Annotated in this window: 10 protein-coding genes and 1 pseudogene; 4 read left to right on the forward strand and 7 right to left on the reverse strand. The window is 68.7% G+C overall.

The genetic code is table 11. The features are described from left to right. Window positions 1-209 precede the first annotated feature (209 nt). The 4 genes and pseudogenes from ACIOHC_RS07225 to ACIOHC_RS07240 all read left to right on the forward strand — a co-directional run bounded on the left by ACIOHC_RS07225 (window position 210) and on the right by ACIOHC_RS07240 (window position 7,111). Window positions 210-1,880: an RNA ligase family protein gene (locus ACIOHC_RS07225; RefSeq protein ID WP_351078034.1), complete on the forward strand. Its 1,671-nt coding sequence runs from the start codon at window positions 210-212 to the stop codon at window positions 1,878-1,880. Window positions 1,881-2,081: 201 nt separating this feature from the next. Further along, on the forward strand, window positions 2,082-4,307 hold the full coding sequence (locus ACIOHC_RS07230) for a poly(A) polymerase (RefSeq protein ID WP_401841829.1): 2,226 nt from the start codon (window positions 2,082-2,084) through the stop codon (window positions 4,305-4,307). Window positions 4,308-4,407: 100 nt separating this feature from the next. Further along, window positions 4,408-4,803: a GNAT family N-acetyltransferase gene (locus ACIOHC_RS07235; protein WP_401842176.1), complete on the forward strand. Its 396-nt coding sequence runs from the start codon at window positions 4,408-4,410 to the stop codon at window positions 4,801-4,803. Between the two features lie 268 nt (window positions 4,804-5,071). After that, a pseudogene (locus tag ACIOHC_RS07240) lies at window positions 5,072-7,111 on the forward strand (PIG-L family deacetylase). 107 nt (window positions 7,112-7,218) lie between these two features. Here the strand turns inward: ACIOHC_RS07240 and tuf are convergent. The 7 genes from tuf to rpoB form a co-directional block, all read right to left on the reverse strand. After that, window positions 7,219-8,412, reverse strand: coding sequence for an elongation factor Tu (gene tuf, locus ACIOHC_RS07245; protein WP_351078042.1), 1,194 nt, complete (start codon window positions 8,410-8,412; stop codon window positions 7,219-7,221). Window positions 8,413-8,571: 159 nt separating this feature from the next. After that, a complete protein-coding gene (gene fusA, locus ACIOHC_RS07250; protein WP_351078044.1) occupies window positions 8,572-10,698 on the reverse strand; it encodes an elongation factor G in 2,127 nt (708 codons plus the stop codon). Window positions 10,699-10,736: 38 nt separating this feature from the next. Then, the gene (gene rpsG / locus ACIOHC_RS07255; RefSeq protein ID WP_093897234.1) at window positions 10,737-11,207 is read right to left on the reverse strand and encodes a 30S ribosomal protein S7; all 471 of its coding nucleotides are present in this window, start codon (window positions 11,205-11,207) and stop codon (window positions 10,737-10,739) included. A gap of 2 nt (window positions 11,208-11,209) precedes the next feature. Further along, window positions 11,210-11,581, reverse strand: coding sequence for a 30S ribosomal protein S12 (gene rpsL / locus ACIOHC_RS07260; RefSeq protein ID WP_003948652.1), 372 nt, complete (start codon window positions 11,579-11,581; stop codon window positions 11,210-11,212). 265 nt (window positions 11,582-11,846) lie between these two features. Then, window positions 11,847-12,380 carry a DUF1707 and DUF4190 domain-containing protein gene (locus ACIOHC_RS07265; RefSeq protein ID WP_351078089.1) on the reverse strand — a complete coding sequence of 178 codons (534 nt, stop codon included), beginning with the start codon at window positions 12,378-12,380 and terminating at the stop codon, window positions 11,847-11,849. A 138-nt stretch (window positions 12,381-12,518) separates the two neighbouring features. Beyond that, a complete protein-coding gene (locus tag ACIOHC_RS07270; RefSeq protein ID WP_351078048.1) occupies window positions 12,519-16,418 on the reverse strand; it encodes a DNA-directed RNA polymerase subunit beta' in 3,900 nt (1,299 codons plus the stop codon). A 129-nt stretch (window positions 16,419-16,547) separates the two neighbouring features. Beyond that, window positions 16,548-20,033 (reverse strand): DNA-directed RNA polymerase subunit beta, encoded by a 3,486-nt coding sequence (gene rpoB / locus ACIOHC_RS07275; protein WP_351078051.1) that lies wholly within the window; start codon window positions 20,031-20,033, stop codon window positions 16,548-16,550. Window positions 20,034-20,219: the final 186 nt, after the last annotated feature.

Genomic DNA, 20,219 nt, shown 5'->3' on the forward strand with positions numbered 1-20,219 from the left:
CTCAACCGAGCAACCTGGTCAGTGTGCCATACGGGGTGTGAGCCTGGCCAATCGGGCCGAGGATCTTACCGCGCGCGGTCGCTCGGTCAAACGCGGGCGCGCAGCGGGAGCAATGCCGGGCGGCGCTCGCCGTAATTCGGTCGAGTGCCGTACGCCCCCGCCCCTACAGTGACCGGCCGGGCACGCCGTCGTCACCAGGGACACCGATCATGCGTACGCACTATCCACGTACCGCTCATCTGCCCTGGTCCCCTGGGGCCGCCTCGGACGACGTACGGATCGCGGATCTCTCCGGGCTGACCGGACGCGAGGTCGTCGTCACCGAGAAGCTGGACGGCGAGAACACCACCCTCTACGCCGACGGCCTGCACGCCCGCTCCCTCGATTCCGCCCACCACCCCTCGCGGGGCTGGGTGAAGGCGCTCCAGGGCCGGATCGGCGCCCGCATCCCCGAGGGGTGGCGGGTGTGCGGGGAGAACATGTTCGCGCGCCACTCCATCGCGTACCACCGGCTGGACTCCTTCTTCTACGGCTTCTCCGTCTGGGACGGGCGGCACTGCCTGGACTGGGACCCGACCGTATCGTTCCTGCGCGATCTGGGAATTCCGGTGCCGCCGGTGCTGTGGCGCGGAGTGTTCGACGCGCGGGCCGAGAAGACGCTGCGGGCGTTGCGGCCGGACACCGGACGGCAGGAGGGGTACGTCGTACGGACCGCGGACGGCTTCGACGCACCGGAGTTCGGGCGCCGGGTGGCGAAGTGGGTGCGGCCCGGCCACGTACAGACCGATACGCACTGGATGCACGCCCCCGTCGTGGAGAACGGGCTCGGTCCGGCCGCCGCCCTGTGGGCCGTACGCTCCGGGGCGCCCGTCGACTCGGCGGCACTGGCCGCCGCCGCGGGCACGGAGCCGGGGGATTCCGGGGCGGCCGTCGCGATGGGTGACACCCTCGACACGTCGGGGCGGACGGGCGACGACCGGCTGACCGGGGTACTGGCCGCGCTGCTGCACCGCGGACGGCGGACCGAGTTGGCGCCCGCTCTCGCACGGCCGCTGGGGATGCCGCTCGCCCGTCGCGTCGCGGACCTCGTCGGACTGCACCCCGCGCTGCACCGCCCGTACCCGGACGACGAGCGCCGGGCCGGACTGGCCCGGATGTCGTTCGCCGCCGATCTGTCGCTGCTGCACGCGCTGGCCGCCACGGTGGCGGAAACCGACGAGGCGCGCGAGCAGGTGGAGTGGTCGTCGCTGCACGCGCAGGAGGTACGGGAGCCGAACGGGCTGCGCGAGGCGTTCGCGGACCTGGAGCCGGCCGCTGCCGCCCGCTGCCGGGCACAGGCCCGCCAGGCCTACGCCGCGGGCCGGGTCGGCACCGCCGAGGAGGCCGTCGCGGCGACCTGGCGGTGGCGGGCCGGGGACTTCCCCCGCCTGGTCCATCTGGTCGGCCCCTCCGGCAGCGGCAAGAGCACCTTCGGCCGCGGGCTGCCCGGCGTCGACACGTATCTCTCGCTCGACGACCTGCGGCTGGCCCGGGGTTCACGCGCCGACCAGAAGGCCAACGGAGAAGTACTGCGCGAGGGCCTCGACCGGCTGGACACCGCGCTCGCCGCGGGTGGCACGGTCGTCTGGGACGCCACCTCGCTCAACGTGCACCAGCGTTCCCTGGTGCACGCCGTCGCCCGGCGCAGGGATGCTCTGCTGACCCACGCCGTGGCCCTGGTCGACGGGGCGGAACTCGTGCGCCGCAACGAACGCCGCACCCACCCGGTGCCCCCGGATGTGCTGACCTCGCAGCTGCACAGATTCGTGCCCCCGTACCCCGGCCAGGCCCACCGCACCTGGTACATCGGCGCGAGCGGAACCGTGGAGGACAGGGCGTAGGGCCTTCCGTCCGGGTCGGGCCGGATCGGAAAGCGGGGTCCGGTGGCGTGGATCGCAAGGCGGAGGAGGAAGTCGACGGGGGTCTCCCCCGCCCAAGCGGAGCCGAGAGCTTGGGGAAGGAGCCATGGCGAGCGACGACAACGCCGCGAGGCGCGGCACCGGGGCACGCGAGCCCGGCATGATCCAGACGGAAGGCCCTGAATGCGTACGAGCGAGGAGATCTACCACCGGGTCCGCTGGGACACCCGGTTCGACCCGGCGCGCTTCGTGATGGGCGTGTCGCAGCGCGGGGCCCCGCCCGAACGGATGCCACTGCCCCGGTTCACGCCCGGAGGGGAGATTCCCTGGCACCGGGTGCTGTTCTTCGAGGCGGACGGCGAGGTGGTGTGGGACCGGCCCTCGGGTGTGGACCGCATCGACGCGACGGACGCCGGGCGGGTACACGTCCCGCGCCGGCTGCCGTCCCCCTACTTCACCGCCCGCACGCCGCACATGTTCTCCGCGCCGAAGGACGTCTGGGCGCCCGTACCCGAGGGGGTCCCGGCATCCGTGCTGCCCGCTCCCTTGACGCTGCTGACCTGGAACACCCTCTGGGACCGCTACGACAGCGACCGCATCGACACCGCACGGCGCCGGCCGCTCCTCCTCGACGCCCTGCAGGCGGCGGACGCGGACGTCATCGCCCTCCAGGAGGCCGAGCCCGCCCTGCTCGGTCTGCTGTTGTCCACGCCCTGGGTCCGCGAGAGCTACACGTTCTGGGCCGATCCGGCCGGCCGGGACGTCGCCGACTGCGGTCTGCTGCTCCTCAGCAGACTCCCCGTGCGGGAGGCGGGCCTGCACGTCCTCGGCCCGCACAAGGCGGTCGCCGCCGTGGTCGTGGAGGGCGCGGAGGGACCCGTCACGGTCGCGGTCACCCATCTCAGCAGCGACCACTCGGCGAACGGCGCGGCCCGGCGCGAAGCCGAACTGACCGATCTGGCAACGGGGTTGGCGGCCATCGGGGGCGATGTGATGCTGCTCGGCGACTTCAACGACGGCGGGGACACCCCACAGGAGAGGCTGGGAATGCCCGATGCCTGGAGCCGGGTGCACGGCGCCGGCGACCGGACGCCGACCTTCGATCCGTCCGTCAACCCCCTGGCGGCCGTCTCCTCCCTGACGGGGCGGGCGTCCCGGCTCGACCGGGTGCTCGTCCGCCCGGGGCGGCTGCGTCCCGTGTCGGCGGCGCTGCTGGGCGACGTACCGACACCGGACGGGCTGTACGTGTCGGACCATTTCGGGGTGCGGGTGGAGCTGACCGGGGCGGCCGCGGCGGAGGCGGACGACGGCGGCACCGCGGCGGAGATCGTCCGCCGGGTGGCCGCCGCCCTGCCCGAGGGCCGCGTCCACCTGGTCGGTTCGCGACGGATGGGCTGTGCGCTGCCCGATGCCGACGTGGATCTGGTCGCGGCGCTCCCCGGGGACGGGGATCTCCCGGGGACACGGGAGCGGCTGAGCGCCGCCCTGCCGGACGCCGTCGACCTGCGCGAGGTGACCGGAGCCCGCGTGCCCGGACTGCGCCTCGGCCTCGCCGGCCTCCGGGTGGACCTGGTGACGGTCGCGACGGGCGGCCTCTCCCCCGCCGAGGCGGTCGCCCGCCGCACCGGACTGGGCGAGGCCGCGGCGACGGCGCTCGGCGCGGTGAGCGACGCGGACGCGGTGCTCGCGGCGGCGGACCCGCACCGGGACGCGTTCACCCGGCTCGCCCGCGAGGTCAAGGGATGGGCGCGGGCACGCGGCCTGGACTCCGCACCGTGCGGCGGACTGCCCGGCCTGGCGTGGACCGTGCTGGCGGCCCGTACCGCCCACGAGGCCGGGGATCTGCCGCCCCTGCCTCTCCTGCGGCACTTCTTCGCGACCTGGGCCGCGTGGGACTGGAACCGGCCGGTCGGCTCCGGTCCCACGCGGCCGGGCGGGTCCCCCCTCACCGTGCTGACCCCGACCGCCCCGGTCCGCTCCTGCACCGCGCAGGTCTCCCCCGCGGGCCGCGATCTCGTCGTCGAGGAGCTCTTCCGTGCCTGGGAGATCCTGGAGTCCGCCGCCGACACCGGGCCCGTACCGCACGCCCTGCTCTGTGCCCCGCCGCCGCTGCGTCTGCGGCATGCCGCCTGGGCGATCGTCTCCGTATCGCCCGGCCCCGACGAGGGACGCCTCCGGGGCCGGCTGCTGGCCCTGCTCGCCGCCCTCGCGGAAGCGGGCTCCCCGGACGCCCACGCCTGGCCCCGCCCGGTCACCGCCGACACCTCCCTCGTCCAGTACGCCATCGGCCTGGGCCGCACCCCGCCGGACGGGGCCCGGCTCGCGGAGATCGGCGCCCGGCTGCTGCGCGGCATCCCGGGAGCGGGGCTGCGCCGGGCCGGTGAGGCGGCCTCGCCGGAACTGCGGTGACGGGGACCGACGGCGGCCTGACTGCGAGAATCCTCCCGTGAACACGAGCACCACCGAGGCCTGGGCCCTGCGCCCGGCCGAGCCCGAGGACGTCGAGGTCATGGCCGAGCTGCGGGCCGTCGTGATGCGCCCCGACCTGGAGCGGCTCGGGCGCTACGACGATCACCGCGTACGGCAGCGGCTGCGGGACGTGTACGCACCGGAGCACACCTCCGTCATCCTCGCGGACGGCGCGTTCGCGGGCTGCGTCACCCTGCGACCGGTCGAGGGCGGGCTGTGGCTGGAGAACTTCTATCTCTCCCCCGCCCTCCAGGGACGCGGCATCGGCACCGGCGTGCTGCGCTCGCTGCTCGCGCGGGCCGACGAGGAAGGCGTGGCCGTACGCCTGGACGTGCTGCAGGGCAGCGCCGCCCGCGCGCTCTACGAGCGGCACGGCTTCACCGAGGAGCGGCAGGACCCGATCGACGTGTTCATGGTGCGCACCCCCGCGTACTGATCAAGGGGCGCCGGCGCCGTCCGGTGCCGCGCAGTCCGGCCCATACCCGCAGAAACCCAGGCAACCCGCTCTCCGGATTCCCCGTCTATCCCCCCGCGGCAGCGGCTCGCCCCCCTCCGCCGCCCGCATGGAACCGGCACGCAGCGCAGGGCCGCACAACCGCCCGCTGCGGGGGAAGTGGACGGAGCACGGTGTGACGGATCGACCTGCGTTGCGCACATCTCGTACGGAACTGTCGCGGCGCACCCTGCTGGCGGCGGCCGGTGCGATGGGCCTGACCACCTTCGCCGCCTGCACCGCCCCCGCACCGCCGCGCCGCCGCAGCCCCACCGCCGACCCGCTGCCCGGCCTGCCGATCAGCACCCCGCACCCTGCCCTGATGATGCAGGTCCTCGCACACCCGGACGACGATCTGTACTTCATGAACCCGGACACCCAGCAGGCCCTCGACGCCGGCACCCCGCTGGTCTGCGTCTATCTGACCGCGGGTGAGGACACCGGCGTCAACCGCGTCCCTGGCCGGCCGTTGCCCGCCCCCGACAAGGCGGCGTACTCCTCCTCACGTCACCAGGGGCTCCGCCAGGCGTACGCGACGCTGCTCGGCCTCGGCAGGTTCACCCGGTGGCAGAAGTCCGTCATCGAACTCCGTGGCAACCATCGCGCCGAGATCAACCGCCTGGGAAACGGCGACCACAGGGTCGAGCTGATCTTCATCAACACCGCCATGCACACCTCGTACGGGCGCCTCGGGCTGCCCAGTCTCTGGCAGGACCGGCGGCTCGTCCTGCCCACCGTCGTGGCCGACAACTCACCGCTCCAGAAGGCGGGTTCCTACACCTACGACGGGCTCGTCGACGTCCTGGACGGGCTGTTCGACCGTTATCGGCCGAGCATCGTGCACACCATGGACCCGGACCCCGACATCCAGCACAGCAGCGAGCTCGTCCGGCGACGGGACAGCGAGCAGAAGGGCTACTCCGACCACCCCGACCACACCGCGACGGCATTGTTCACCTGGACGGCGCTGATCCGGTGGGTGGCCCGGACCACCGCCGTGGGCGGCGGGGTGCCGAGCTTCGCCACCACGGCGTTCCGCGGCTACTACAACCGGCACTGGCCCAAGAACCTGCCGCCCGCCGTGCTGGCCGAGAAGGCGTCGAACCTGGTGCCGTACGGGGGCGCGGCCGACTGGCGGTGCGGCAATCCCGCGGGCTGCGGGGACTACAACGTGGGCGGCAACCGACCGCTGACCAACCGGAAGGGCTAGGTGCGGGCCACCCACTACCGCTACCCGGGCCCCCGACCCGTCGTCGCCACCGACACGGACGGCCGACTCGTCGCGTACGGGGTGCTGGGGCTGCGGGCGGTGCGCTGGCGCGAGAGCGCGCCGGGCAGCGGGATGTGGAACGCACCGGACGACCTCGGCGGCGGCCCGCTCGCACCGATCCTGGGCGGCGCGCTCCTGCCTGACGGGCGGCAACTGCTCTTCGGGCTGTGGTTCGCCGCGCTCAGCGGACACGGCGGGAACAACGAACGCGAGATCGTCGTGCTGGAACAACTCGCCCCCGCCGGCGACTTCCGTGCCTGGCAGGGGCTGGGCAACCCCGAGCGGAACGATGTGGACGGGCGCCGGATCGGCGTCCCGGTCGCGATCACCGCCCCCGACGGACGGGTCCACCTCTTCGTACGGAACGCGGAGAAGGGCCTCAGTACGCGGGTACGGGACACGGCCGGCCGGTGGAGCGGATGGCGGGACACGGGTGGCGGCGAGATCCAGGACGGGCTGAGTGCCGTGGCGGACGACGCGGGGTGTGTCCATGTGTTCGCGGCGGGCCGTTTCGCGGTGCACCACTGGACGCAGAACACGCCCGGGGACGCGGTCACCGCGCGCGCCCAGATCAGCGGCGTGCCGGTGCCCGGCGACGGCCCGGCCGCGCTGCCCGGGGCTGACGGGACCATCGAGCTGTACTACCGCGCGGCGGCGAAGTCCGGCCTGACGACCCTGCGGACCGGGGAGACGGCGGACGAGACCGGCATCGACGGGTTCGGACGGCTGATCACGGACCGGACGGGATTCGACGGGTACGGACCGGTCACCGCAGGCGGGTCGTCGCAACGCGCGGTACTGCTCGGCCGCACCGAGAAGGGCCTGATCCAGGTCCGCACCGCCGGAAAGCTCTTCGTACGACAGCGCGGCCCGGTGGCGCTGGACGGGCCCGCGCTGCACATCGGGAAGGGCGGGCGGCCGACGGTGGTGGCACTGGGAGCCGACGCCCACCCCTGGCTCTGGCACCCCCAGCAGGCCTGACGACGCGGGTCGGCGCATGCCGAAGGGCCCCGGCCCGCCGCGCAAGCGGTGGACCGGGGCCCTTCTTGGTGCTCTGTGCGGAGCAACCAGGTCAGACAGTCAGGTGATTACTTGACGATCTTGGTGACCTGGCCGGCGCCCACGGTCCGGCCACCCTCACGGATGGCGAACTTCAGGCCCTCTTCCATGGCGACCGGCTGGATCAGCGCGACGTTCATGACGGTGTTGTCGCCCGGCATGACCATCTCGGTGCCCTCGGGAAGGGTCACAACGCCCGTCACGTCCGTGGTACGGAAGTAGAACTGCGGGCGGTAGTTGTTGAAGAACGGGGTGTGACGGCCACCCTCGTCCTTCGACAGGATGTAGGCCTGGGCCTCGAACTCGGTGTGCGGCGTGACCGAACCGGGCTTGATGATGACCTGGCCGCGCTCGACGTCCTCGCGCTTGATGCCACGGAGGAGCAGACCGACGTTCTCACCGGCCTGGCCCTCGTCGAGCAGCTTGCGGAACATCTCGATGCCGGTGACCGTGGTGGTGGTCTTCTCGGTCTTGATACCGACGATGTCGACGGTCTCGTTGACCTTCAGGACACCACGCTCGATACGACCGGTGACGACGGTGCCACGACCGGTGATCGTGAAGACGTCCTCGATCGGCATCAGGAACGGCTTGTCGACGTCACGCTCGGGCTGCGGGATCGCCTCGTCGACGGCCTTCATCAGGTCGAGGACGGACTGGCCCCACTCCTTGTCGCCCTCAAGGGCCTTGAGCGCCGAGACCTTGACGACCGGAACGTCGTCGCCCGGGAACTCGTACTCGGAGAGGAGCTCACGGACCTCGAGCTCGACGAGCTCCAGGATCTCCTCGTCGTCCACCATGTCGGCCTTGTTCAGGGCGACGACGATGTACGGAACGCCGACCTGGCGGGCCAGGAGCACGTGCTCCTTGGTCTGCGGCATCGGGCCGTCGGTGGCGGCGACCACGAGGATGGCGCCGTCCATCTGCGCCGCACCCGTGATCATGTTCTTGATGTAGTCCGCGTGACCCGGGCAGTCGACGTGCGCGTAGTGACGCGACTCCGTCTGGTACTCGACGTGCGCGATCGAGATCGTGATACCGCGCTGGCGCTCCTCGGGAGCCTTGTCGATCTGGTCGAAGGCCGAGGCCTCGTTCAGGTCCGGGTACGCGTCGTGCAGCACCTTGGTAATGGCGGCCGTGAGGGTCGTCTTACCGTGGTCGATGTGACCGATGGTGCCGATGTTGACGTGCGGCTTAGTCCGCTCGAACTTCGCCTTCGCCACTGGGTCCTCCTGTGGAGTGGTTCTGTACGCCTTGCTTCATCGGCGCCAGGTGATCTTTGCTGGGATGCCGGGGCCGGGGGCAATCGCCGCATTGCTTGCGCTCCGCGACGAATGCCCCCCAGGCTCCGGTGACAAGCCTAAAGCGTGAGCTCGGGAGAGTTACTCGCCCTTGGCCTTCGCGATGATCTCCTCGGCGACGTTCCGCGGAACCTCGGCGTAGGAGTCGAACTGCATCGAGTAGCTTGCGCGACCCGAGGTCTTGCTGCGGAGGTCTCCGACGTAGCCGAACATCTCCGAAAGGGGCACGAGGCCCTTCACGACGCGAGCGCCGCTGCGCTCCTCCATGGCCTGGATCTGGCCACGGCGGGAGTTGATGTCACCGATGACATCGCCCATGTAGTCCTCGGGCGTGGTCACCTCGATGGCCATCATCGGCTCGAGGAGCACGGGGGACGCCTTGCGGGCACCCTCCTTGAACGCCTGCGAACCGGCGATCTTGAACGCCAGCTCGGAGGAGTCGACCTCGTGGTAACCACCGTCGAGAAGGATGACGCGGACGCCGACCATCTCGTAGCCGGCCAGGATGCCGAACTGCATGGCTTCCTGAGCACCCGCGTCCACCGAGGGGATGTACTCACGGGGGATGCGGCCACCGGTGACCTTGTTGACGAACTCGTACGAGGTCTCGCCGCTCTCGATGGGCTCGATCGCGATCTGCACCTTGGCGAACTGACCGGTACCACCGGTCTGCTTCTTGTGGGTGTAGTCGATGCGCTCGACGGCCTTGCGGATCGTCTCGCGGTACGCGACCTGGGGCTTGCCGACGTTGGCCTCGACGCGGAACTCGCGCTTCATGCGGTCGACGAGCACCTCGAGGTGGAGCTCACCCATACCACCGATGATGGTCTGGCCGGTCTCCTCGTCCGAGTGGACCTGGAAGGAGGGGTCCTCCTCCGAGAGACGCTGGATGGCGACACCCAGCTTCTCCTGGTCGCCCTTGGACTTGGGCTCGATGGCGACCTGGATGACCGGCGCCGGGAAGTCCATGGACTCCAGGATCACCGGGTTCTTGTCGTCGCACAGCGTCTCACCGGTGGTGGTCTGCTTCAGGCCCATGACGGCGATGATGTCGCCGGCGCCCACCGACTCGATCTCCTCACGCTTGTTCGCGTGCATGCGGTAGATCTTGCCGATGCGCTCCTTCTTGCCCTTGACGGAGTTCAGCACCGCAGTGCCGGACTCCAGGCGGCCCGAGTAGACCCGGACGAAGGTGAGCTTGCCGAGGTGCGGGTCGCTCATGATCTTGAACGCGAGGGCCGCGAGCGGCTCGTCGTCGGACGGCTTGCGCTTGACGACCTCCTCCGGGTCCTTGACGCTGTGGCCCTCGATGGCCTCGACGTCCAGGGGGGAGGGGAGGTAGCGCACGACGGCGTCGAGCAGGGGCTGGACGCCCTTGTTCTTGAACGCGGTGCCACAGAACACGGGGGTGACGGTCGTCTCGCCGCCCTTGCCCGAGTTGATGGTGATGCGACGGATGCCCTCGTAGAGCTGCTCCGCGGAAGGCTCTTCGCCCTCCAGGTAGAGCTCCATGAGCGCCTCGTCGTTCTCCGCGGCGGCCTCGATGAGCTTGGCGCGCCACTCGTCGGCAGCCTCGACCAGGTTGGCCGGGATGTCGACGATGTCGTACGCCTCGCCCTTGGTCGCCTCGGCGGGGTAGACGAACGCCTTCATCGTCACGAGGTCGACGACACCCGTGAAGTCGGCCTCGGCACCGATGGGGAGCTGCATCACGATCGGGGTCGCGCCGAGGCGGTCCGTGATCATGGTGACGCAGCGGAAGAAGTCGGCACCGGTGCGGTCGAGCTTGTTGACGAAGCAGATACGCGGCACGCCGTAGCGGTCCGCCTGACGCCAGACGGTCTCGGACTGCGGCTCGACGCCCGCCACACCGTCGAACACGGTGACGGCGCCGTCGAGGACGCGGAGCGAACGCTCCACCTCGACGGTGAAGTCGACGTGACCCGGGGTGTCGATGATGTTGATGGTGTGGTCAACATCATTGAGCGGCCAGTGGCAGGTCGTCGCGGCAGACGTGATCGTGATGCCGCGCTCCTGCTCCTGCTCCATCCAGTCCATCGTGGCAGCGCCGTCGTGGACCTCACCGATCTTGTACGAAACACCGGTGTAGAACAGGATCCGCTCAGTGGTGGTCGTCTTGCCCGCGTCGATGTGGGCCATGATCCCGATGTTGCGGACCTTGGCCAGGTCAAGCGAAGTGGTGGCCATAAGGCTCAATCTTCTCTCGGTCTCGATGTGGGTAGCGACTACCAGCGGTAGTGCGCGAAGGCCTTGTTGGACTCGGCCATCTTGTGGGTGTCCTCACGCTTCTTGACAGCAGCGCCAAGACCGTTGGAGGCGTCGAGCAGCTCGTTCATGAGGCGCTCGGTCATGGTCTTCTCGCGGCGGGCGCGGGAGTAACCCACGAGCCAGCGCAGCGCGAGGGTGGAGGCGCGACCGGGCTTGACCTCGATCGGCACCTGGTAGGTGGCGCCACCGACACGGCGGGACTTGACCTCGAGCGAGGGCTTGACGTTCTCAAGCGCGCGCTTCAGCGTGATGACCGGGTCGTTGCCGGTCTTCTCGCGGAGGCCTTCCATGGCGCCGTACACGATCCGCTCGGCGGTGGAGCGCTTGCCGTTGAGCAGGATCTTGTTGATCAGCGAGGTGACAAGAGGAGAACCGTAGACCGGGTCGATGATGACCGGGCGCTTCGGGGCGGGGCCCTTACGAGGCATTCTTACTTCTCCTTCTTGGCGCCGTAGCGGCTGCGGGCCTGCTTGCGGTTCTTGACACCCTGGGTGTCAAGGGAGCCGCGGATGATCTTGTAACGAACACCCGGCAGGTCCTTCACACGGCCACCACGCACGAGCACGATGGAGTGCTCCTGCAGGTTGTGTCCCTCACCCGGGATGTAGGCCGTGACCTCGATACCGGAGGTCAGACGCACACGCGCGACCTTACGGAGTGCCGAGTTCGGCTTCTTCGGGGTGGTCGTGAACACACGCGTGCAGACGCCGCGGCGCTGGGGCGAACCCTCAAGTGCGGGCGTCTTGTTCTTCTCGACCTTGTCCTGCCGGCCCTTCCGGACCAGCTGCTGGATCGTAGGCACTACTTCTCCGGTTTCTGTGTGCCGTTCGTGAAACTAACCTGGAACGTCACCGACCCACGCGGTCGGGTGTGTCGAATGCTGCAGGCTCCTGCCGCAAGGCAGAAGGGGGCGCAGATCGCGGTGGCCGTTTGGCGGACTCGCCATGCGGTTGAGGACACGCACACGAGCCCAGGCACACCCCAGGCACAAGGTCTGAGCGTACCTACCTCGTCGACTCCGGTCAAAACAAATCCTGTCCACGGCGACACGCCGTGCGGCGGCGGCCTCAGCGCGTGACGAGCACGGCTGCGATGAACCCTGCCAGGAGCAACGCCCAGCCGACGATCGAGACCCAGCCCAGCACGAGCCCGGCGACCGCCAGGCCGTCGCCCTGCTCGTCGCCGCGGCGTATCTCCTTGCGTGCCATATGCCCGAGAACCACCGCAGGCACGCCCGTCACCACAGTCACCGGAGCCAGTACGCCGAACATCAGCGCACCCTTGGCCTTGCCATTCGTCCTGGGCTGCGGTGCGGGCAGGAAGGTCGCCGGTACCGTGACGCCGGAATATCCGGCGGGCGCGGGCTGGGCGAACGCGGGACCCTGCGGCAGGTCTCCGACGAGAAGGGTCAACTCCCCCACCGTACGAGCCGCGTGGGCCCGCGCGACCCGCTTCTCCAACTCGTCGCTCTCAAGACGTCCCTCCGCGAAACCGGCCCGCAGCACATCGACGGCGCGCTCGCGCTCCGCGTGCGAGGCCAGCATCGACGGGCTCTGCCCGGACAGCCGGTCGGGCTGCCTCGACGGATACGACACAAACATCTCCCCCGGACGGTCGGAATCCCCCATGCTCCGTCACCCATGCGTGACGGGATCGACTTTACGCCTGCCCGCACACGCCGGAGGGCGGCCACCCCGTGCGTACGGGGTGGCCGCCCTCCGGTCGTTCAGGCGACTCGCTTACTGGTTGTACGGACCGTAGTCGTAGTCCTCCAGCGGAACGGCCTGGCCGGAGCCCGTGCCGAACGGCGAGTAGTCGATGTCGTCGTAGCCGACGGCCGAGTACATCGCGGCCTTGGCCTCCTCGGTCGGCTCGACCCGGATGTTGCGGTAGCGGGACAGGCCCGTACCGGCCGGGATGAGCTTACCGATGATGACGTTCTCCTTGAGGCCGATCAGGGAGTCCGACTTGGCGTTGATCGCCGCGTCGGTCAGAACCCTGGTCGTCTCCTGGAAGGACGCCGCCGACAGCCACGACTCGGTGGCGAGCGAGGCCTTGGTGATACCCATCAGCTGCGGACGGCCGGAGGCGGGGTGACCGCCCTCGGTGACCACACGACGGTTCTCGGTCTCGAACTTCGAGCGCTCGACGAGCTCGCCCGGCAGCAGTTCCGCGTCGCCGGACTCGATGATCGTCACACGGCGCAGCATCTGCCGGATGATGATCTCGATGTGCTTGTCGTGGATCGACACACCCTGCGAGTTGTAGACCTTCTGGACCTCGCCGACCAGGTGGACCTGGACGGCGCGCTGGCCGAGGATCCGCAGCACGTCGTGCGGGTTGGTGGCACCCACGGTGAGCTTCTGGCCCACCTCGACGTGGTCGCCCTCGCCCACCAGTAGACGGGCACGCTTCGAGATCGGGAACGCCGTCTCGTCGCTGCCGTCGTCCGGGGTGACGACGATCTTCTTGGTCTTCTCGGTCTCCTCGATACGGACGCGGCCGGCCGCCTCCGAGATCGGGGCGACACCCTTGGGCGTACGGGCTTCGAAGAGCTCGACGACTCGGGGCAGACCCTGGGTGATGTCGTCACCGGCCACACCACCGGTGTGGAAGGTACGCATCGTCAGCTGGGTACCGGGCTCACCGATGGACTGGGCGGCGATGATGCCGACCGCCTCACCGATGTCGACCAGCTTGCCGGTGGCGAGCGAGCGTCCGTAGCAGAAGGCACAGGTGCCGACCGCGGACTCACAGGTCAGGACCGAACGGGTCTTGACCTCCTCGACTCCGGCGCCCACCAGGGCGTCGATCAGGACGTCACCGAGGTCGACGTTGGCAGGCGCGATGACCTTGCCGTCGACGACGACGTCCTCGGCGAGCATGCGGGCGTAGACCGAGGTCTCGACGTCCTCCGTCTTGCGGAGCACGCCGTCCGCACCCTTGACGGCGATCTTCAGCTTCAGGCCGCGGTCGGTGCCGCAGTCCTCCTCGCGAATGATCACGTCCTGCGAGACGTCCACCAGACGACGGGTCAGGTAACCCGAGTCGGCGGTACGCAGGGCGGTGTCCGCCAGACCCTTACGGGCACCGTGCGTGGAGATGAAGTACTCCAGAACGGTGAGGCCCTCACGGAAGGACGCCTTGATGGGACGCGGGATCGTCTCGTTCTTGGCGTTGGACACCAGACCACGCATACCGGCGATCTGACGCATCTGCATCATGTTTCCTCGGGCACCCGAGTCAACCATCATGAAGATGGGGTTCGTCTTGGGGAAGTTCGCGTTCATCGCCTCGGCGACCTCATTGGTCGCCTTGGTCCAGATCGCGATGAGTTCCTGCGTGCGCTCGTCCTTGGTGATCAGACCGCGCTCGTACTGCTTCTGGACCTTCTCGTCCTGCGCCTCGTAGCCGGCGACGATCGCCTTCTTGGCCTCGGGGACCACGACGTCGGAGATGGCCACGGTGACACCGGAACGGGTCGCCCAGTAGAAGCCCGCCGCCTTCAGGTTGTCGAGCGTCGCCGCCACGATGACCTTGGGGTAGCGCTCGGCGAGGTCGTTGACGATCTCGGAGAGCTGCTTCTTGCCGACGGAGTAGTCGACGAACGGGTAGTCCTCGGGCAGCAGCTCGTTGAAGAGCGCGCGGCCCAGCGACGTACGCAGCCGGAACGTGTCGCCCTGCTGGTACTCCTGCTCGCCCTCCTCGGCGACCGGCGGCACCCAGCCGCGCGGCGGGATGGTGCCCACCGGGAAGCGGATGTCGACCTTCGCCTGGAGCGACAGCTCCCGGGCGTCGAAGGCCATGATCGCCTCGGCCGTGGAACCGAAGGAACGGCCCTGTCCGACGACGTTGCGCTCCTCCTCGTCCGTGGTGAGGAAGAACAGGCCCAGCACCATGTCCTGGGTCGGCATGGTGACCGGACGGCCGTCGGCCGGCTTCAGGATGTTGTTCGAGGACAGCATCAGGATGCGGGCCTCGGCCTGCGCCTCCGCGGAGAGCGGCAGGTGGACGGCCATCTGGTCACCGTCGAAGTCCGCGTTGAACGCGGTGCAGACGAGCGGGTGGATCTGGATGGCCTTGCCCTCGACCAGCTGCGGCTCGAAGGCCTGGATGCCGAGGCGGTGCAGGGTCGGTGCACGGTTCAGCAGCACCGGGTGCTCGGCGATGACCTCTTCGAGGACGTCGTACACCACGGTGCGGCCGCGCTCGACCATGCGCTTGGCCGACTTGATGTTCTGCGCGTGGTTCAGGTCGACGAGGCGCTTCATCACGAACGGCTTGAAGAGCTCCAGCGCCATGGCCTTCGGCAGACCGCACTGGTGCAGCTTGAGCTGCGGGCCGACGACGATCACGGAACGCGCGGAGTAGTCCACACGCTTACCGAGAAGGTTCTGACGGAATCGACCCTGCTTGCCCTTCAGCATGTCGCTGAGGGACTTGAGCGGGCGGTTGCCGGGACCGGTGACCGGGCGACCGCGGCGGCCGTTGTCGAACAGCGCGTCGACGGCCTCCTGCAGCATCCGCTTCTCGTTGTTCACGATGATCTCGGGGGCACCGAGGTCGAGAAGTCGCTTGAGGCGGTTGTTGCGGTTGATCACACGGCGGTACAGGTCGTTCAGGTCGGAGGTCGCGAAGCGGCCACCGTCCAGCTGCACCATCGGACGCAGGTCCGGCGGGATGACCGGCACGCAGTCGAGCACCATGCCCTTGGGCTTGTTGCTGGTCTGCAGGAACGCGGAGACGACCTTCAGGCGCTTGAGCGCACGGGTCTTCTTCTGGCCCTTGCCGGTACGGATGATCTCGCGGAGGCGCTCGGCCTCCTCGTCGAGGTCGAACGACTCCAGGCGCTTCTGCAGAGCGGCGGCGCCCATGCAGCCGTCGAAGTACGTGCCGAAGCGGTCACGCAGCTCGCGGTAGAGCAGCTCGTCGCCCTCCAGGTCCTGGACCTTGAGGTTCTTGAAGCGGCTCCACACCTCGTCGAGGCGGTCGATCTCGCGCTGCGCGCGGTCGCGCAGCTGCTTCATCTCACGCTCGGCGCCCTCGCGCACCTTGCGGCGCACATCGGCCTTGGCGCCCTCGGCCTCCAGCTCGGCCAGGTCGGTCTCGAGCTTCTTGGCGCGGGCCTCGAGGTCGGCGTCGCGGCGGTTCTCGATCTGCTGACGCTCGACGGAGACGTGCGCCTCCAGCGAGGGCAGGTCGCGCGTGCGGCGCTCCTCGTCCACGAACGTGATCATGTACGCGGCGAAGTAGATGACCTTCTCAAGGTCCTTCGGCGCGAGGTCGAGCAGGTAGCCCAGGCGCGACGGGACGCCCTTGAAGTACCAGATGTGGGTGACGGGAGCGGCAAGCTCGATGTGGCCCATGCGCTCACGGCGCACCTTGGCGCGCGTGACCTCGACGCCACAGCGCTCACAGATGATGCCCTTGAAGCGGACACGCTTGTACTTGCCGCAGTAGCACTCCCAGTCCCGGGTCGGACCGAAGATCTTCTCGCAGAAGAGTCCGTCCTTTTCGGGCTTGAGCGTGCGGTAGTTGATGGTCTCCGGCTTCTTCACTTCGCCGTGCGACCAGGTCCGGATGTCGTCCGCGGTGGCAAGGCCGATCCGCAGCTCGTCGAAGAAGTTGACGTCGAGCACTTGTCGTCAATCCCTCTTTCGGGGGTTCGAGCCCCCTCGCGTCACGCGAGAAAATGGGGCACTTCAGCAATGGTCTGAACGGGTCCGGGGAGAGCCGGCCGGATCACAGGGATCCGGCCGGCCAACCCGTCAGACCTCTTCGACGCTGCTCGGCTCGCGCCGGGACAGGTCGATACCGAGCTCCTCCGCCGCGCGGAAGACGTCCTCGTCCGTGTCGCGCATCTCGATGGACATGCCGTCCGAGGACAGCACCTCCACGTTGAGGCAGAGCGACTGCATTTCCTTGATGAGCACCTTGAAGGACTCAGGGATGCCCGGCTCGGGGATGTTCTCGCCCTTGACGATGGCCTCGTAGACCTTGACGCGGCCGGTCACGTCGTCGGACTTGATCGTCAGGAGTTCCTGGAGGGCGTATGCGGCGCCGTATGCCTCAAGGGCCCACACCTCCATCTCACCGAAGCGCTGACCACCGAACTGAGCCTTACCACCCAGCGGCTGCTGCGTGATCATGGAGTACGGGCCGGTCGAGCGCGCGTGGAGCTTGTCGTCGACCAGGTGGTGCAGCTTGAGGATGTACATGTACCCGACCGAGACCGGGTCCGGGAACGGCTCACCGGAGCGGCCGTCGAACAGCTGGGCCTTGCCGGAGGGCTGCACCAGCCGGTCGCCGTCGCGGTTGGGGATCGTGGCCTCGAAGAGACCGGAGATCTCGTCCTCGCGCGCACCGTCGAAGACGGGGGTGGCGACGTTGGTGCCGGGGGCGACCTGGTCGGCGCCGATGGCCTGCAGGCGCTTGGCCCACTCGTCACCGAGGCCGGAGACGTCCCAGCCGCGGCTGGCGAGCCAGCCGAGGTGGATCTCCAGGACCTGTCCCGGGTTCATTCGGGACGGGACACCCAGCGGGTTGAGGATGATGTCGACCGGGGTGCCGTCCTCCAGGAACGGCATGTCCTCGATCGGGAGGATCTTCGAGATGACGCCCTTGTTGCCGTGACGGCCGGCGAGCTTGTCACCATCGGTGATCTTGCGCTTCTGCGCGACGTAGACGCGGACCAGCTGGTTCACGCCCGGCGGCAGCTCGTCGCCCTCTTCGCGGTCGAAGACGCGGACGCCGATGACCTTGCCGATCTCACCGTGCGGCACCTTCAGCGAGGTGTCGCGCACCTCGCGCGCCTTCTCACCGAAGATCGCGCGGAGCAGACGCTCCTCGGGGGTCAGCTCGGTCTCACCCTTGGGCGTGACCTTGCCGACGAGGATGTCACCGGCGACGACCTCGGCACCGATACGGATGATGCCGCGCTCGTCGAGGTCGGCGAGGACCTCTTCGGAGACGTTCGGGATGTCCCGGGTGATCTCCTCGGGGCCGAGCTTGGTGTCACGGGCGTCGACCTCGTGCTCCTCGATGTGGATCGAGGAGAGGACGTCGTCCTGCACGAGGCGCTGCGACAGGATGATCGCGTCCTCGTAGTTGTGACCCTCCCACGGCATGAACGCCACGAGCAGGTTCTTGCCGAGGGCCATCTCACCGTTCTCGGTGGCCGGACCGTCGGCGAGGACCTGGTCGGCGACGACCCGGTCGCCCTCGGAGACGACGACCTTCTGGTTGACCGAGGTGCCCTGGTTGGAGCGCATGAACTTGGCGATGCGGTACGTGGTGTACGTGCCGTCGTCGTTGGTCACGGTGATGTAGTCCGCGGAGACCTCCTGGACCACACCGTCCTTCTCGGCCTTGAGCACGTCACCGGCGTCGGTGGCGCAGCGGTACTCCATGCCGGTGCCGACCAGCGGCGCCTCGGACTTGATCAGCGGCACCGCCTGGCGCATCATGTTCGCGCCCATGAGGGCACGGTTGGCGTCGTCGTGCTCCAGGAAGGGGATCATCGCGGTGGCGACGGACACCATCTGGCGCGGCGAGACGTCCATGTAGTCGACGTCGGCCGGCGGGACGTAGTCGACCTCGCCGCCACGGCGACGGACCAGCACGCGGGACTCGGCGAACCGGAGCTCGTCGTTCAGCGGCGCGTTGGCCTGCGCGATGACGAAGCGGTCCTCCTCGTCGGCGGTCAGGTAGTCGACCTCGTCGGTGACCTGGCCCTCGACGACCTTGCGGTACGGCGTCTCGATGAAGCCGAACGCGTTGATGCGACCGTACGAGGCCAGCGAACCGATCAGACCGATGTTCGGGCCTTCAGGCGTCTCGATCGGGCACATGCGGCCGTAGTGCGACGGGTGCACGTCACGGACCTCGAAGCCGGCCCGCTCACGGGAGAGACCGCCCGGGCCCAGCGCGTTGAGGCGACGCTTGTGCGTCAGGCCCGACAGCGGGTTGTTCTGGTCCATGAACTGGGACAGCTGGCTGGTGCCGAAGAACTCCTTGATGGAGGCGACGACCGGCCGGATGTTGATCAGGGTCTGGGGCGTGATCGCCTCGACGTCCTGAGTGGTCATGCGCTCGCGCACGACGCGCTCCATACGGGCGAGACCCGTACGGACCTGGTTCTGGATCAGCTCGCCGACGTTACGGATACGACGGTTGCCGAAGTGGTCGATGTCATCGGTCTCGACCATGATCGAGCGACCGGACTCGCCGACCGTCTCGGTCTCACCGGCGTGCAGCTTCACCAGGTACTTGATGGTGGCGATGACGTCGTCGGTGGTGAGAACCCCGGCGTCCAGCGGCTCGTTGGCGCCGAGCTTCTTGTTCACCTTGTAGCGGCCGACCTTCGCGAGGTCGTAGCGCTTCGGGTTGAAGTAGAGGTTCTCCAGCAGCGTCTGGGCGGCCTCACGCGTGGGCGGCTCACCCGGACGCAGCTTGCGGTAGATGTCGAGCAGCGCGTCGTCCTGGCCCTGGGTGTGGTCCTTCTCCAGGGTGGCGCGCATGGACTCGTACTCGCCGAACTCCTCCAGGATCTGCTCGGTCGTCCAACCGAGAGCCTTGAGCAGAACGGTCACGGACTGCTTGCGCTTGCGGTCGATGCGCACACCGACCATGTCGCGCTTGTCGATCTCCATCTCCAGCCAGGCACCCCGGGACGGGATGATCTTGGCGGAGAAGATGTCCTTGTCGGACGTCTTGTCGATGGAGGAGTCGAAGTAGACACCGGGCGAACGGACGAGCTGCGACACCACGACACGCTCGGTGCCGTTGATGACGAAGGTGCCCTTGTTCGTCATGAGCGGGAAGTCGCCCATGAAGACCGTCTGAGACTTGATCTCACCGGTCTCGTTGTTGGTGAACTCGGCCGTGACGAAGAGCGGGGCGGCGAACGTGAAGTCGCGCTCCTTGCACTCGTCGATCGAGTTCTTCGGGGGCTCGAAGCGGTGGTCGCGGAACGTAAGCGACATCGACCCGGAGAAGTCCTCGATCGGTGAAATCTCCTCGAAGATTTCCTCCAGGCCGGACTTGGTGGGGACGTCTTGTCCACTGTCCAGAGCAGCCTCGACGCGAGCCTTCCAGGCGGCATTGCCGAGGAGCCAGTCAAAGCTCTCGGTCTGCAGCGCGAGGAGGTTCGGAACCTCGAGGGGCTCCTTGATCTTTGCAAAGGAGATGCGCAGCGGGGCGGTGCTGGCACCGTTGTTCGTATTCGCGGTCGAGGCGTTGCGCGAGGCGGCCAAGAGGGGGTCCTTCCGAGGGCTCGGACTCACTACGCGCGTACCGGTCCCAAGCTGGACACGGAGACAGAAATCCCAGGTCAGAGACGTTCGGTCATCGATGCTCAAGCGTGGGCATGCCCCTGGTGACGGGCAGGAGGCAGCTAACAGGCAGCGCAAAGGGTCAGTGTAGCCAAACGGCACACTGAT

Origin of the sequence: Streptomyces sp. NPDC088252, from assembly GCF_044740965.1 — a bacterium.
In the GTDB taxonomy this organism is placed as follows: domain Bacteria; phylum Actinomycetota; class Actinomycetes; order Streptomycetales; family Streptomycetaceae; genus Streptomyces.